This window comes from Mesorhizobium sp. Root157 (assembly GCF_001427385.1).
Taxonomy (GTDB): Bacteria; Pseudomonadota; Alphaproteobacteria; order Rhizobiales; family Rhizobiaceae; genus Mesorhizobium.
The window spans coordinates 39,020-53,461 of the sequence record NZ_LMGJ01000034.1; the positions used below are offsets into that span (position 1 = coordinate 39,020).

Below are 14,442 nucleotides of genomic sequence, written 5' to 3' on the forward strand. Positions count from 1 at the left end.
CCGCCCTCTCGATTATCGAGGCACACTAGACCAACGTCTGCAAGAAAGTCACTACAAATTTTGCGCCGAAACCGACTTTAATGTGCTGCATTGCACAATAAAATTGCGGTCGGTGCCTGACAAGTAGTCAGCCTGAGACTGCGGCATCATTGCCGATCCATCAAGTCACAAGCGCGGGTTTCCATTCGGCCATGAAATGGCTATGAAGCCGAAGCAAACAAGCCTGCGGCGCACCGATTCCGGTGGCGCCATTTTCTCTCACGGAACAGCTCATGCGTTTGTCGCGCTATTTTTTGCCCATTCTCAAGGAAAATCCACGTGAGGCCGAGATCATCTCTCACAGGCTCATGCTGCGCGCGGGCATGATCCGCCAACAGGGGCAGGGCTCCTTTACGATGCTGCCGCTCGGCAAAAGGGTGCTCGACAAGGTCTGCCGCATCATCCGCGAGGAGCAGGACCGGGCTGGCGCGCTGGAAATCCTGATGCCGACCATTCAGTCGGCCGAGTTGTGGCGCGAAAGCGGCCGTTACGACGCCTATGGCAAGGAGATGCTGCGGATCAAGGACCGACAGGAGCGCGAACTGCTCTACGGCCCGACCAACGAGGAGATGGTGACGGAAATCTTCCGCTCCTACGTCAAGTCCTACAAGGACCTGCCGCTAAATCTCTACCACATCCAGTGGAAATTCCGCGACGAGGTGCGGCCGCGCTTCGGCGTGATGCGTGGCCGCGAATTCCTGATGAAGGATGCTTATTCGTTCGATTTGAACTACGAAGGCGCCAAAGCCGCCTATTACCGTATGTTCGTGTCCTATCTGCGCACCTTCACGCGCATGGGACTGAAGGCGATCCCGATGCGCGCCGATACCGGCCCGATCGGCGGCGACCTTTCGCATGAATTCATCATCTTGGCCGAGACCGGTGAGAGCCAGGTGTTCTGTCACAAGGATTTCCTCGACCTGACGGTGCCCGGGGAGAATGTCGATTTCGGCAATGACAGTGAGATTGCCGACATCGTGACGCACTGGACGACGCCTTATGCCGCGACCGACGAAATGCATGACGAGGCGGCGTGGGGCCAGATAGCCGAAGGGGACCGGCTTTCCGCGCGCGGCATCGAGGTCGGACATATCTTCCATTTCGGCGAGAAATATTCCAAGCCGATGAACGCCAAGGTGCAGGGGCCCGACGGCAAGGAGCACTTTGTCTCCATGGGCTCTTACGGCATCGGGCCGACGCGCCTGATCGCGGCGATCATCGAGGCAAGCCATGACGACAACGGCATCATCTGGCCGGAATCGGTAGCGCCTTTCGACATCGGCCTCATCAACATGAAGGCAGGCGACGCGCAATGCGACCGGGTGTGCGACGACCTGTATGCGGCGCTGACGGCTGCCGGCAAGGACGTGCTCTACGACGATACGGATCAGCGCCCGGGCGGCAAGTTCGCTACGGCCGACCTGATCGGCTTGCCTTGGCAGCTTATCGTCGGACCGCGTGGTGTCGCGGCAGGTGAGATCGAGTTGAAGAACCGCAGGACCGGCGAGCGCGAAACGCTGCCGGTTGCGGCTGTCGCCAAGCGGCTTGGTGCCGCCGCATGAACCAGGCCGCGGCAAAGCCGGCCGGCGCTGGGCCGTTTTCCGGTTTCGAGCGCATGGTTGCGTGGCGCTACCTGCGCTCGCGCCGCAAGGAAACGGTGATCTCGGTCATTGCCTCGATCTCGTTCCTCGGCATCATGCTGGGCGTTGCCACACTGATCGTGGTGATGGCGGTGATGAACGGCTTTCGTGCCGAGCTTTTGACCCGCATCCTCGGCGTCAACGGTCATCTCATCGTAACGCCGGTGGACATGCCGCTGGAAGACTACTCAGAGATCGCCAGCCGCATTAACGGTGTGGCGGGGGTGAAGTACGCGCTGCCGCTGATCGATGGCCAGGTGCTGGCGCAAGGCAATGTCGGCTCGGGCGCCGGCGCCTTGGTGCGCGGCATAAGGGGCGAGGATCTCGGCAAGGTGTCGATCGTCGCCAACAACATCAAGCAAGGTTCGATCGTCGGCTTCGACACCGGTGAGGGGGTCGCTATCGGCAGCCGCATGGCCGAAAACCTGGGCCTGGTGCTGGGGGACACGATCACGCTGGTTTCGCCGGACGGTGACGTCACGCCGCTTGGAACGATGCCTCGCCTGAAAGGCTATCCGATCGCCGCAATCTTCGAAGTGGGCATGTCGGAGTATGACAGTTCCATCGTCTATATGCCGTTTTCGGAAGCGCAGCTCTATTTCAATATGGAGGGCAGGGCGCAACTCATCGAAGTCTATGTCGACAATCCCGACGATGTCGATGCGCTAAGACCCAAGGTCGAGGAGGCGGCACAGAGGCAGGTTTACCTGACCGACTGGCGCCAGCGCAATCAGACCTTCTTTTCGGCGCTGCAGGTCGAGCGCAACGTGATGTTCATGATCTTGACGCTGATCGTCCTGGTGGCGGCGCTCAACATCATCTCCGGCCTGGTCATGCTGGTGAAGGACAAGGGCCACGACATCGCGATCCTGCGCACGATGGGGGCGACGCGGGGCGCGATCCTGCGCATCTTCCTGATGACGGGAGCGGCGATCGGCGTGGTCGGCACGTTGGCTGGCGTCGCCTTGGGTATCGTCATCTGCCTCAATGTCGAGCGCATCCGCGAGTTCTTCTCGTGGATTTCAGGCACGGTGCTGTTCAACCCCGAGCTTTATTTCCTGAGTCAATTGCCGGCCAAGATGGACGCCGGCGAAACGATTTCGGTTGTCCTGATGGCGCTTGTGCTGTCGTTCCTGGCAACGCTGTTTCCGGCATGGCGGGCGGCGAGGCTCGATCCGGTCGAAGCGCTGAGGTACGAATGATGGCTGAGGCCATTATCGAACTGAAGGCGGTCGAGCGCCATTACGTGCAGGCGGAGCGCAAGCTCACGATCCTGAGCGGTGCGGATTTTTCGCTGAAGCGCGGCGAGATGGTGGCGCTGGTGGCGCCGTCCGGTACAGGCAAGTCGACGCTGCTGCACACGGCGGGTCTGCTTGAGCGTCCGGATGCGGGCGATGTGATCCTTGCCGGCCGGGCTTGCGGCAGGCTCTCAGACGACGAACGCACCGCGATCCGCCGCAACGATGTCGGTTTCGTCTATCAGTTCCATCACCTCTTGCCGGAGTTTTCGGCGCTCGAAAACATCATGATGCCGCAGCTGATCAAGGGGCTGGGGCGCAAGGAAGCGGCGGACCGCGCCGCCCAGTTGCTGGACTACATGCAGATCGGCCAGCGCGCGCAGCACAGGCCATCCGAATTGTCTGGCGGCGAGCAGCAGCGCGTCGCCATCGCTCGCGCCGTTGCCAATGCTCCCCTGGTGCTGCTGGCCGACGAGCCGACCGGGAATCTCGACCCGGCGACAGCATCTTATGTTTTCGAGGCGCTGGAGGCCTTGGTGCGGCAGTCGGGGCTTGCTGCCTTGATCGCGACCCACAATCATGGGCTGGCGGAGCGAATGGATCGCCGCGTGACGCTTGCGGACGGCAAGGTGGTGCCGCTCTGATCCTGGGCCGGTGTATGCCTGGGCGAAGCCGGGCCTGCGGTTTTTTCGTACCCGACGTGATCATCACGTTGTTTGATCGATAACTGGCGCTGATCGCGACGTTAACGCCGTATGCGACCCCGCAACGTTTCCTTAACTGTAGTCCGCTTCGCGCCGCTTAACTTCGGCAGCGCGTGCGCTCGGTCGTTGACATTCGAACAAAATTAGAACAAAATACGAACATATGCAAAACAGGAGATGGTAATGACTGATCTTGTTCAGGATGTTGTGTCGCTCGTATGCATGAGTACGTTTCTTGTTTCCATGGCGATCTGGATCGGCGCGCTGTGAGAGGTAATTTTTTGTAAGCGTATCGAACTGATCTGCGTGCAGCGGAGGTCAGGCGGCCTTGTCTACCGCTGATTGTTTCGCGGGGCCGAAGACATCCTCAAAGGCAGTTTTCAAGGCAAGGTCGAGGTCTGCCATGGTTGCGGGCAGGCCAAGATCGACAAGGCTGGTGACGCCATGATCCTGTACGCCGCATGGCACGATGCCGCCGAAATGCGAGAGATCGGGCTCGACGTTGATGGCGATACCGTGGAAGCTGACCCATTTGCGCAAGCGGATGCCGATTGCGGCGATTTTGTCTTCCGCTGGTGAGCCATCGGGGGAAGGCGGTCGACCGGGCCTCACGACCCAAACGCCGACGCGATCCTCGCGCCGCTCGCCGCGCACGTTGAAAGCGGCAAGCGTGCGAATGATCCATTCCTCCAGTGCGGCGACAAAGGCGCGTACGTCCTCGCGTCGGCGCTTGAGGTCGAGCATGACATAGGCCACGCGCTGACCCGGCCCGTGGTAGGTGTATTCGCCACCACGGCCGGCCGCGAAGACGGGAAATCGATCCGGCTCGATCAGGTCCTCGGCGTGGGCGCTGGTGCCTGCCGTATAAAGTGGCGGGTGCTCGACAAGCCAGACAAGTTCGGGAGCAGTGCCGGCCCGAACAGCTTCCGCGCGCGCTTCCATGAAGGCAAGTGCGTCCGGGTAGAGGGTGAGGCCGCCTTCGATGCGCCACTCGACCGGTGCCGAACCGAGAGAGGGCAGGAACGACGTGGCGATCTGGTTGCGTTCTGTCATGGCAGTTCCGAATTTCAGCCCCTCATATGGAGGCAAATCGGGCGGACGTCCAGTTGCTCAGGTTTTGGAGTGGCAATCAAGGATGCCAGCGGTACTGGCTATGCCGGATGAATTTTCAGCTTGGAGCATGCCGACAGAAAGCGGGAATTGGTTTCGGGACTACAATTCGTAAGACCAGAAGCGCGTAGAAGGGAGCGGCTTGAGCGCGATTCGCTTTGGACGATGAAGCGGCCTAGGAACGCCTCAAGTATTGAACAACGATGCATGAAAAATCGGAGAACTTTTAACGATTTCAGCGGAGCGCTTTATATGGTGCGGTCGAGATGCACCGCACCTTTTGCGGCCTATTGAAAATACACAACAATTCAACCTGACCGCAAAATATGTGGCACATGTAGTGTCACAAAACATGGCACAAAAGGTGCGGCGCATTTCGAACTACTGCCACTACATTGCGTGAGCCAGTCTTGAAATGCAAAATCCCGCCCGGTTAACCCCCTAAGCAGGCTCGTCGCGCCAGATCACCCGCTTGACATAATAGACCTTTTCAAGTTTGCGGATCGTCATTCCCTGCCGCTCGGCCGCGCCCGGAAAAACTGCCTCTGTTATCAGCGTATGCTTTTGCCCGCATTTCTGGCACCGCATGGCATCGGTCACATCGTCGACCTCGATGTCTCCCAGCACATGGCGAAGATCGTCTGGCAGATAGTTGCGGGCGACTTTGCAATAGCGACACTGGATGCGCAGCAACTGCCCGAGCCGATGAGAGTCGGACAGCAGGAAAGCTCCCTTTCGTTTTGGCCGATAAGGTTCTGGCATAAGAACAAAATATGAACATAATCGGCTGCGTCAATCAAAACATGAGGTGACGAGATGCGTGCCCGCGAAAAACTAAGCCCCGAAAACGAGGCGCGCCTGCAAGCCCAGGCAGAACAATTAGTCAAGGAATATGGCGGCGACGCCATGGAAGCGCTGAAAGCCGTGATGCTCCATGTCGGCGACCTAGAAACCACGATCCGAGCGGTGGACAAGGCACACCCCGGCATCTTCGAGATTTCCGAGGAGTAGACGATGCAGCCCACGGAACGCCTTGCGAGAGCCATATCGATCGCCAGACACGGCTGCGATGCCTATTGGCCAAACTACCTGCTTGCCGCCGTCGCGGCGAAGCGAGAGATGCATGCCATCATCGCCGGCGCCGAAAGCCCGGAAGTGCTGTCGCTTTCGGGCTATATTGACAGGCACTAGGTGCAAAGCCACCCTGCGACAATGTGCAATCTCTACAACATCAAGTCCAACCAGTCGCTCATCATGGACCTTGCCGGCGCCGTCCGCGGCGATGTCGGCAATCTGGAGCCGGAACTGGACATCTTTCCGGACCGCCTCGCACCGGTGGTCAGAAACACACCGACCGGGCGCGAACTGGCGCGCCTGACATGGGGCATGCCGACGCCTGAAGAATACATCAATGGCAAGCCGGACAGCGGCGTCACCAACATTCGCAAGACATGGCTGCCGCATTGGCGACAGTGGCAGGGCGTCGAAAATCGATGCCTCGTCCCATGGACAACGTTTTGCGAATGGGAAGACACCAGGCCCAAGAAGACAAAGCGCTGGTTTGCGATCAACGACGCCCGACCACTGGCCTTTTTTGCCGGTTTCTGGACTGCATGGGAGGGTGAACGGGGATCATCGAAGACCCCTCGGCCGGGCACGCACGAACTGTTCGGCTTCCTGACCTGCCAGCCTAACGACGTGGTCGAGCCGATACACAACAAGGCGATGCCCGTCATCCTCACCGAAAGGGATGAGATCGAGACATGGATGCGCGCGCCATGGTCCGAGGCCAAAGCGCTCCAACGCCCGCTCCCCAATGACGGGCTGATCTTGCTGCCGGTCGAGACGGCGCAGGCAACCCTGGACCTTTAGGAGCAACTGCGATGATCGACCCGCCCCGCAACCAACAAAGCTAAACGAAAAACAGTCATTTTTCCTCTTGCATAATGGGTATAATATGCCTATTATGACCATATCAGCAAACGAGCTGATGCCCGCGCCTCGGGGCCAACCAGTTAGGCGGGAGACTAGAAAATGACCACCATCACCAACAGCGACACCTTCCAGAGCCGCGAAGCACAGATCATCACCACGTCGGACAACGATCTCAACTGGTGCATCGCCGTATGGGCCGCGCCGGACAAAGGTTATTCGGAAGTTGACGGCAATGGCCACGGCTGGCAAGTCGTCCGCCTCCAGAATGACGGCTCTTACACGTACAATAATACGATGATGGGCGGCTACCGCGATAGCTTGGAAGATGTTCGCTCGCGCGCCATCGCAAGCGGTTACAGCCTCATATAATCGCATAACACTCCAGGCTACCGGCATGATCAACAATCCCATTCTCGCAGCGGTCGCCACAGAGGCGGCCGCAACCGATTGGCCGGTGTGCGGCGTCACGGTGATTGCGCCGCTCGTTTCGGGCCCCACGATGATGTCGATCAGTTGGTCGCACTTTAGCGACTATGCCGTGAGCGAGGACGGCGGACTCCTCATGATCGACACCACCGATCTGCCGGAAGGCATCGGAGTGTCGGTCAACGGCCGCGTGCCGGACACCGTCCGCAAACTCCCGCAATTGACCGACATCGGATCGATGGCAATCGCCGCGGCGTGGGCGCACGGTGCCTGGGATATCCAGCGTGTGTGTCTCGCCAAGGGTTTTGCAGGCAAGCTGCCGCCGATCGCGTCCGAGGTTGCCGATCTCGTCCGCGACCAGGGCTACGTCACCTGGTATTGGCGCCCGATGCTGCGCGGCCCCGAACTGCGCGCCAAGGCGCACGCAAAAAAGGATGCCAGCCTCAACCGCTGGACCTTGGGCCGCGACGAAGAGCTGCCGCCCGTGCGCGTCCCGACGCTTGTTGCAGGTCACAGCGTAACCATAAGGCTTGGCAAATCGACCGAGAGGCCATCCCTTCAGCGGGGGCCGAAACGGGCAACGGTGATGCAGCGCGGTTATCTCGGCCGCCTGCTGCGCGATGCGGGCGAGGACAATACCGTCCCGGACGATCTCACCATGTCGCAGGCCAGCGACCGGATCGACCAGCTGCGCGGCAATGTGCGGCCGCGCAAGGATCCGTCACGCCGCGCCACGCAAAACCAGATCACCTATATCGTCGGGCTGAGCCTGACGGCAAAACTGGACAACCCGAAGATATCGTCAAACCTGACCTATGATGAGGCGGCGGCATGGATAGACCGCCTGCTTGGCCGGGGAGATCAAGCATGACCTATCTTTGGCACGTAACGCTGGACACCGGGCATCGCCGCCAGTCCTATCGCCCCGAGGCAAGCCAGATCGCTATCGATGCGGTCGATTTGGAGTTGCGCCGAGCGCTGCGCGACGGCGTGGCGGAAATACGACTCGGCGCGGAAGCCGGCACCATCCCGGTCTATCGGCTCAAGGCCAGCAATAGCGGCCCGGTCCTTCTGGCGACGATCCTGCGGGATATCGGCAAGCAGGACGTGCCTCTCGTCACCATGGCGGTCGCGCCGAAATCGAGAGGCGCAGCTGAAATATGGCGGGCGCTGCATGACGGCCGCGACGATATCCCTTACGATCCGGACAGCATACCGCCGGCGCCGTGGTGCGCGGCCCGCTTCGAGGCCGGCATCGAGCAAGATTTGCGCGCGGCGACATGGTTGGGCGACTATGAGCGCCTGCTTGCATGGGCGTGGATCGAAGGAAAAGGCAAGAATGGCTGATCCACACGACTGGCTGGCCGATCCCCGCTCCCTGGCTGAGTGTCTTAAGGACTTCAACCGTCGCTTAAACGGCGGCGCGGCCAAAGGCTCGCGCGAAGCGGGCCAGGCGGCGCTTGGCATAGGCAGTGCCGGCACCTACGCGGCCCTGCACAAGGAAAGCTACATCACGCCATGGGAGAGGCCGCTGCGTCTTGCCATGATCGAGGCCGAGAGGCGCGCCAATGCCAGATCCTCGCTACGAACCTGACATCGGCCCGGCCGGCCGGATTGCGCTGGCGGCAATTGTCGTCGCAGGCATCCTCGCAAGCTGTGGCTGGCTGTTGATCTAAACAAAAATGCCCGCCCGGCCGGAACCGAGCGGGCGATCATTTTCCCGGCGTCGGGAATATGGTCAGGGTGGCGGGCGGCCGGTCAGCCAGGTGTAGACGCTCATCATCCAGCCCGCGGCCATCACGACGCCGATACCCAGCCTGATCAGCCATTTGCCGAGCGTGCCGGCACCCTGCGCCTTGGTGCGTAACGTAGTGACCTCGACCGTCACCTTTTCCATGTCTTCGACCTTCTTGGCGATCGACCCCACATTCGCCTCGAGGTGGCCGGTGCGCATAACCAGGTCATCCATGCGGCGATGCAGGCCGGAACGGCTTTCGTCCGCGCGCTCCAGGCGATCGTCGATCGCTTCGAGTTTACCCAGCACCAATCCGAGCGTGCGCTCAACACTTGCATTCGTCGCCATGCCAGTCAGGATCCTGCACTGCTATTTGCAATAGGATTCGTATCCGGCGTTGTGCCGGCGAATCTGGATGATGGTTTCCGCCGTATCGGCCTTGGAATAGGTGATCGGCGGGAAGATCGAGCAGACGGCCCGATCAGTCGCGCTGGTAACGGTCGCTGTCTGGCATCCGGCCATCAACAGAGTTGCGAGCAATGGCAGCGTCAGCCAGTTCCTTGAGCGACTTCTCATAGCTATCGGCCTCCTTGGCCTTCTGTTTGGTCCGTTCCAGCTTTGCGCCCGAGAGACGGCCTTTGAGGTATGTCGCCAGAAAGGCGATGAGGATTGCCCCGAAGCCGAGCAGATAGCCGCCGGCATCGGAGACGAGGGCCGAGAGAAGCGCGCTCACTTCGACCACCCAAAGCGGCGAGCGAGGTAATACCAACCCTCGGCGACCGCGCCCATGGCCGTGCCGAGCAGCATCTGCACATCATGATCCGTGGCGAGGGTTGCGCCGTCATCTGGCGAGAGCAGGCCGCGAGCGACGAGATAGGCCGCGCCATAGCGCAGGCCGATACGAATGATGACAGATGCCATGTCAGTTGCCTTTCTTGAAGAAGCGAACGATTGCCACGATGGCGTCGATGAGCAGCGCAAGGAGGGTGTTCTTGCGCGCCACAGGGGTGGGCGCTGGAGCGGGTTTGGTCTGGACGGGGTGTGGTGCCGGGACAGGCTTCGCTTGCGGCAAAGGGCGCGGCTTCAGGCTGGAATAGCCCGCTGCAGTCAGCGCCTTCTCGAATGTGAGCGCATAGCCGCCGATCATGTTTGCCCGATCGGTTCCGTTGATGATCCGGCGCGCGCCGGCATAGTCTGTTCGGAGCGCCGACAGGTAGTCATCCAGCTTCTTGCCGGTAAACCATCCCTCCGACATGCCGCTGAAAAGGATCTCGGTCGCAATGCCGAGTTCCAGTGCCCGTTCGGGGAACTTGACTAAATTGACGGAAAGCTTCTCCCCAGCCTTCTGGTAGTTCGCCAGCCAGGTCAGTTGCACGAAGCCCCGGCCATAGTAGACCTTGCCGTATGGACCTGCCGGGACGCCGTACTTGCGGCCCTTGCCCCTGCCGTATTCCTCTATCGGCTGCATGGTGTGGGCCGTCTCGTGATAGGCGGTGGCCAGGATGTAGGCGAGGCACGGTAGCCGTGTTCCTCGCCTTTGAGCTTCATCGAGTATGGCTTCGGTGCCGGTCACCTGCTTTTGAGACAGGGACGTGCCGAACACCCCGGAGTCGCGCGAACGCAACCCCGCGAAGAATTTCGCGCGGTCCATGATTTGTTCCTCTTTTCGTGTCGGTAGGTGTCAGCAGCCTTCATGGGCGGCAGGGTGCAGCCCAAGCGAAAAACAGGGAGTGGAACTATCGTGCAGGTTGCCCTAAGGCAGTATTTGAAGACGCAATCAATCGGCTGGGAAAAATGCACGGTTCATCTTTTGCAAAAGCTCGAATTTTTCTTGAGCAATACAAATCCGAAATGCCGGCAGATCGTCCCATTAAGGTCTTGGAAGTCGGCTCCAAATCCTACCATGATCAAGATACCTATCGCGGGCTGTTCCCTTCACCAGCCTACTCCTACTCAGGCTTGGACATCGAGGCGGGCAACAATGTCGATATCGTTCCGGCAAATCCGTTCATTTGGAACGAAATCAAAAACAACAGCTTCGATATTTGCGTTTCAGGGCAGACCTTCGAACACAACCCCTATTTCTGGATCACGTTCGCCGAGATCGCTCGCGTTCTCACTCCGGGCGGCATGGCCTTGATTGTAGCGCCAGGTGGCGGGCCGGTTCACCGCTACCCTGTTGATTGCTGGCGCTTCTATCCCGATTCATGGGCCGCACTTTGTGCCGTGACCGGAATGGAACTGGTCGAGAGCTATTTTGAAACGGACGATATGGCGGCGACCGTCACAGGCGGCGGGTGGCGCGATAGCGCCGTCATCACCCGCAAGCCACAGCTAAAGGGCTCTCAACTAACCACATTCCACAAGCGGCTCGATGAACTGGTTGGGTTGTTTAAAAAGGAGAACATGCCCCTTCAGCGAGCGCCTTTGGAGCCGGGGAAATGGATAACCGCCTATCGGGAGGAAATGCAGAAAACTTTCCCTATGACATTGTCCAAGGCTATCCATCGCAAGATCAGGAAGCCGAAAGCCATCCACAACTAGGAGGGCCACTCGATATCAGGTAGTTCCGCTATGAATGCTTCGATGGTTGGCGCAGGCCGTTGGCCGCTCTGAACCTTGTCGAGTTCGGTATAGGCGTAGACCCACACAGCATCCCGCCAAGCCACGAACGCTTGCGCCTCGGCCGCCCATTGCGGCACGGTGCTGTTGACGTAGCCGGCAAGTGCATTGCCGTCATTGTAGAGTTTTGCCACCGCGACAGTATCAACATGGGCTTGGATGGCCCGCTGGAAATCACCGACTGTGGGTGACGGAATATCGTCCAGCACATGCACATACTTCGGTAGGCCGTCGACCATCTCGACGGTGGTGGAGAGAACCTGCTTGCCCTCTGGCACCACATCAGCCGGCTGAATCGTTGCAAGGCTGTACTCGCCATCCGACCAACCATCGTGGGCGGGCGAGGCACGGTCGCCGTTCGGAAGGTTGAACCAGCCGCCCGGTACGGTTTGAGAGACGATGGTGTCGTTGTGGATGAGTGCGAGCATGGTTGATCCTCTTACGTGATGACGGCTCGTCCGGGCGCGCCAGCTGCCCCGGCTGTTTGAACGGTCCCACCTGCTGCCCCGGAGCCGCCGTCACCGACGATCAATGAAAACGGCGAACCGACCGCCAAATCGCCAACAGCAAAAGCTCTGACGCATCTCCCACCACCGCCACCACCGCCCGTAGCAGCCTCGTCGGCAATAGCTGCTCCAGTCGCGCCACCGCCAGGCGGGTTTCCTACAGTGCCGACTGTGTACCCCACTGCTTTTACGTTCGTTGCGCCACCATTCGGCGACGCGCCTCCATTTCCGCCCTGCCCCGTGACGCCGGCTGTTCCTGCTGATCCCGTTGAGTTCGTATCCCCGCCGCTCGACGTACCACCCGCACCGCCCGCACTGTTGCCGTCAATTATGCTTAATGACCGTGCGCCCCCGCCCGCAGACATCCCTGCGAAGGTTGATGCTGCTCCATTGGATGCGCTGTTTGTGCCAGAGCCGCCGCTTTTTGCCGACCCGGACCCACCACCACCACCATTCAGATCGACTGTCGCTGAAAATCCCGCTTCAGGTGTAATCGTCCATGTCCCTGCCGCGTTGAGAGTTAGCGGACCGTCTGCGTCTAAATCCCACGTCGTCTTGCCAGATACGGCTGGAGAGATTGAGAAAGAGCGGGTGAGGGTCGCGCCTACCGGCAAAAAGGTCGGAAATGGGAACATTATTGAAGCGCCTGAATTGCTGCGTGGGTGAAGCCGTTGATCTTCGTGACGAAGACGAAGAAGTCGTGGCCGTTCGTCGTGGTGAAGGCATCTCCGCTGGTCTTCGAGAAACCCGACAGTGTGATCGCCCCGGCCGACGCGTTGTTGGTGATCTGGATGATGATCGTGTAATCGCCCGCTGCTGTTGGGGCGGCCAGTGTGAAAGCCCCACCGTTGACGAGCCTCTTGAGGTTCCCACCAACCGCCGTAGGCGTATACGTTCCACTCGATTTGGTTCCGTTGTTCTCAGATGTTGCCGTGTAGCCTGCCGTCAGGAGGTCGGTCGCGTCGGGGCGAATGTAGCGGGCATCCTGTTCCGCTTGGCTAAGTTGAAGCGGATACCAGGTGCCCCACGCTCCGCCATTGCAGTCCCGACGATAGGCCTTTGTGTCGGCAGCGCTATCGCCCACGAAGGAGTGGACCGTCTGCGTGCAGTACGTTGGGAGGTGCGCTTCCACATATCCGATGTACCAGACCGTTGCCGTGGGCGCGTTTGCAGCGTCAATCCCCATGAACCAGCCGTTTTCGGTAGCATCATCCCAATCGGTGACCGACTTGGCGACGGCGCCAAGTCGAGTCGGCAATGCCGTTGCGCCCGCCTCGATCCCGGCCAGTTTGTCCGCCTCGGCGGTCGTATAGCCCTGATACCCGGTGGCGTAGGTGACCGTGAACGTGCCGCTCGTTGAGATCGGCGATCCCGATACCGAAAGGCCAGTAGGCACGGCAAGCGCAACGGAGGTGACTGTTCCTGTGTTGGCCGTAGCCCCGTCTGCTATGCCTGAAAGTTTCGTCTTCTCAGTGGCCGTGAAGGCTTTGTTGATCGCACCGTCACCAATATCATCAAACGTCAGCACAATATCCGGCCCCGGATCGCCGTTGACGCTATCGACCGATCCAGATCCGGGCGGCCCCTGAATGCCCTGAATGCCTTGGTCGCCCGTATCGCCCTTCGGGATCGTCAGGTTAAGCGTCTGTGCCGGTGCGGTTCCAGTGATGGTGGCGGCCGCTGCGCCTTCCGCGACGGTGCCAATGGACAGGCTGTTCGCCGGACCAGTCGCCCCGGTATCGCCCGTATCGCCCTTGACGCCTTGCGGCCCCTGATCGCCTTGTGGCCCCTGCGGACCAACAGCTGCGGGTACGAACTGCCAATAGGTGTCGTCGCTGTCAGACGAGGGAGGCTGGTGACCTACATTGGCATCGGCGAACGAAACGAATGTGCGCCCGTCAAACGACACCATGTCGTTCTTGTCGTAAGTCGTACCGATTGCCCACGCGCCGGCCGGGGTAAATCCGTCACCCGCCGCACCCTGTGCTCCCGCTGGCCCCTGCGCGCCAGTGTCGCCAGCAACCTGATACGGCCCATCCCAACCCGACGCCGACTTGCGATAGATCGCCAGATCGTTGCCAGCCTCAGCGTACAGCCAGATAAAGCCGGTGGCAGGCGTAGGCGACAAAGCATCCCGCTCAGTCAGCGTGCCGCTGCCGTCAGGGTGGATGCCGACCAGCGATAAACGTTGGATAATGGTTGCCAGCCTGTCATTGGTCCATGCGGCGCGCACTGCCTCGCTGGTGTCGCGCGCGATGGCATAAGCCTTGCCGCTGCCGCCCGTGCCGGGCCATCCATAGGCCAGCGTCAAACTGGTGTCGCTCTCGACCGATGCGATGGGCACGGCAAGCCCATCGACGGAAAGGATGCCACCCGTTACCAGCGCCACGGCCCAGCCGGTCAAGGCGCCCGTAACCGTAGTGGAGCCGTTCGTCACGGTGACCGTGCCGGTGTTGTAGATCAGCGATGTCATTTGGGTTCCTTATC

General features: G+C 60.3%; 19 protein-coding genes. 11 read left to right on the forward strand and 8 right to left on the reverse strand.

Annotation, left to right across the window (positions count from 1 at the left end; translation table 11 throughout):
- Positions 1–272 precede the first annotated feature (272 nt).
- The 3 genes from proS to ASD64_RS15715 are packed head-to-tail and all read left to right on the forward strand — an operon-like array spanning position 273 to position 3,561.
- Positions 273–1,601, forward strand: a complete 1,329-nt coding sequence (gene proS, locus ASD64_RS15705; RefSeq protein ID WP_056106721.1) for a proline--tRNA ligase — start codon at positions 273–275, stop codon at positions 1,599–1,601.
- Entirely contained in the window at positions 1,598–2,881 is a 1,284-nt protein-coding gene (locus ASD64_RS15710; protein ID WP_056106723.1) for a lipoprotein-releasing ABC transporter permease subunit, read from the forward strand. The genes proS and ASD64_RS15710 overlap by 4 nt, the downstream gene beginning before the upstream one ends.
- Positions 2,878–3,561: an ABC transporter ATP-binding protein gene (locus ASD64_RS15715; protein WP_200957839.1), complete on the forward strand. Its 684-nt coding sequence runs from the start codon at positions 2,878–2,880 to the stop codon at positions 3,559–3,561. The genes ASD64_RS15710 and ASD64_RS15715 overlap by 4 nt, the downstream gene beginning before the upstream one ends.
- Before the next feature lie 378 nt (positions 3,562–3,939).
- Here the strand turns inward: ASD64_RS15715 and lipB are convergent, their stop codons facing one another.
- Together lipB and ASD64_RS15725 are read right to left on the reverse strand one after the other, a co-directional pair.
- The gene (gene lipB / locus ASD64_RS15720; RefSeq protein WP_056106727.1) at positions 3,940–4,674 is read right to left on the reverse strand and encodes a lipoyl(octanoyl) transferase LipB; all 735 of its coding nucleotides are present in this window, start codon (positions 4,672–4,674) and stop codon (positions 3,940–3,942) included.
- 498 nt (positions 4,675–5,172) lie between these two features.
- Positions 5,173–5,424, reverse strand: a complete 252-nt coding sequence (locus ASD64_RS15725) for a hypothetical protein (protein ID WP_056106729.1) — start codon at positions 5,422–5,424, stop codon at positions 5,173–5,175.
- 123 nt (positions 5,425–5,547) lie between these two features.
- On the opposite strand from ASD64_RS15725, the gene ASD64_RS15730 reads away from it, so the two are divergent.
- The 7 genes from ASD64_RS15730 to ASD64_RS15755 all read left to right on the forward strand — a co-directional run bounded on the left by ASD64_RS15730 (position 5,548) and on the right by ASD64_RS15755 (position 8,686).
- Entirely contained in the window at positions 5,548–5,742 is a 195-nt protein-coding gene (locus tag ASD64_RS15730; protein WP_056106730.1) for a hypothetical protein, read from the forward strand.
- Positions 5,743–5,745: 3 nt separating this feature from the next.
- On the forward strand, positions 5,746–5,922 hold the full coding sequence (locus ASD64_RS21100) for a hypothetical protein (protein ID WP_156460181.1): 177 nt from the start codon (positions 5,746–5,748) through the stop codon (positions 5,920–5,922).
- A gap of 21 nt (positions 5,923–5,943) precedes the next feature.
- Complete coding sequence (locus tag ASD64_RS15735) at positions 5,944–6,603, forward strand: SOS response-associated peptidase (RefSeq protein ID WP_056106732.1); 660 nt, start codon at positions 5,944–5,946, stop codon at positions 6,601–6,603.
- A 162-nt stretch (positions 6,604–6,765) separates the two neighbouring features.
- Positions 6,766–7,035, forward strand: coding sequence for a hypothetical protein (locus ASD64_RS15740; protein ID WP_056106734.1), 270 nt, complete (start codon positions 6,766–6,768; stop codon positions 7,033–7,035).
- Between the two features lie 25 nt (positions 7,036–7,060).
- Positions 7,061–7,963, forward strand: a complete 903-nt coding sequence (locus ASD64_RS15745; protein ID WP_056106736.1) for a DUF3072 domain-containing protein — start codon at positions 7,061–7,063, stop codon at positions 7,961–7,963.
- The gene (locus tag ASD64_RS15750; protein WP_056106738.1) at positions 7,960–8,439 is read left to right on the forward strand and encodes a hypothetical protein; all 480 of its coding nucleotides are present in this window, start codon (positions 7,960–7,962) and stop codon (positions 8,437–8,439) included. Before ASD64_RS15745 ends, ASD64_RS15750 begins: the two co-directional genes overlap by 4 nt.
- Positions 8,432–8,686, forward strand: a complete 255-nt coding sequence (locus ASD64_RS15755) for a hypothetical protein (protein WP_056106739.1) — start codon at positions 8,432–8,434, stop codon at positions 8,684–8,686. The genes ASD64_RS15750 and ASD64_RS15755 overlap by 8 nt, the downstream gene beginning before the upstream one ends.
- Before the next feature lie 144 nt (positions 8,687–8,830).
- On the opposite strand, the gene ASD64_RS15760 is transcribed toward ASD64_RS15755, so the two are convergent.
- The 4 genes from ASD64_RS15760 to ASD64_RS15775 all read right to left on the reverse strand — a co-directional run bounded on the left by ASD64_RS15760 (position 8,831) and on the right by ASD64_RS15775 (position 10,478).
- Entirely contained in the window at positions 8,831–9,175 is a 345-nt protein-coding gene (locus tag ASD64_RS15760; RefSeq protein ID WP_056106740.1) for a DUF1515 family protein, read from the reverse strand.
- A gap of 133 nt (positions 9,176–9,308) precedes the next feature.
- Positions 9,309–9,560: a hypothetical protein gene (locus tag ASD64_RS15765; RefSeq protein ID WP_156460182.1), complete on the reverse strand. Its 252-nt coding sequence runs from the start codon at positions 9,558–9,560 to the stop codon at positions 9,309–9,311.
- The gene (locus tag ASD64_RS15770) at positions 9,557–9,748 is read right to left on the reverse strand and encodes a hypothetical protein (RefSeq protein WP_056106744.1); all 192 of its coding nucleotides are present in this window, start codon (positions 9,746–9,748) and stop codon (positions 9,557–9,559) included. Before ASD64_RS15770 ends, ASD64_RS15765 begins: the two co-directional genes overlap by 4 nt.
- Position 9,749: 1 nt before the next feature.
- Complete coding sequence (locus ASD64_RS15775) at positions 9,750–10,478, reverse strand: hypothetical protein (RefSeq protein WP_082550011.1); 729 nt, start codon at positions 10,476–10,478, stop codon at positions 9,750–9,752.
- Between the two features lie 17 nt (positions 10,479–10,495).
- On the opposite strand from ASD64_RS15775, the gene ASD64_RS15780 reads away from it, so the two are divergent.
- Positions 10,496–11,371 carry a methyltransferase domain-containing protein gene (locus ASD64_RS15780; protein WP_156460183.1) on the forward strand — a complete coding sequence of 292 codons (876 nt, stop codon included), beginning with the start codon at positions 10,496–10,498 and terminating at the stop codon, positions 11,369–11,371.
- Here ASD64_RS15780 and ASD64_RS15785 read toward each other — a convergent pair.
- Complete coding sequence (locus tag ASD64_RS15785; RefSeq protein WP_056106748.1) at positions 11,368–11,877, reverse strand: hypothetical protein; 510 nt, start codon at positions 11,875–11,877, stop codon at positions 11,368–11,370. The genes ASD64_RS15780 and ASD64_RS15785 overlap by 4 nt on opposite strands.
- Positions 11,878–12,589: 712 nt before the next feature.
- Complete coding sequence (locus ASD64_RS15790; RefSeq protein ID WP_056106749.1) at positions 12,590–14,428, reverse strand: pyocin knob domain-containing protein; 1,839 nt, start codon at positions 14,426–14,428, stop codon at positions 12,590–12,592.
- Positions 14,429–14,442: the final 14 nt, after the last annotated feature.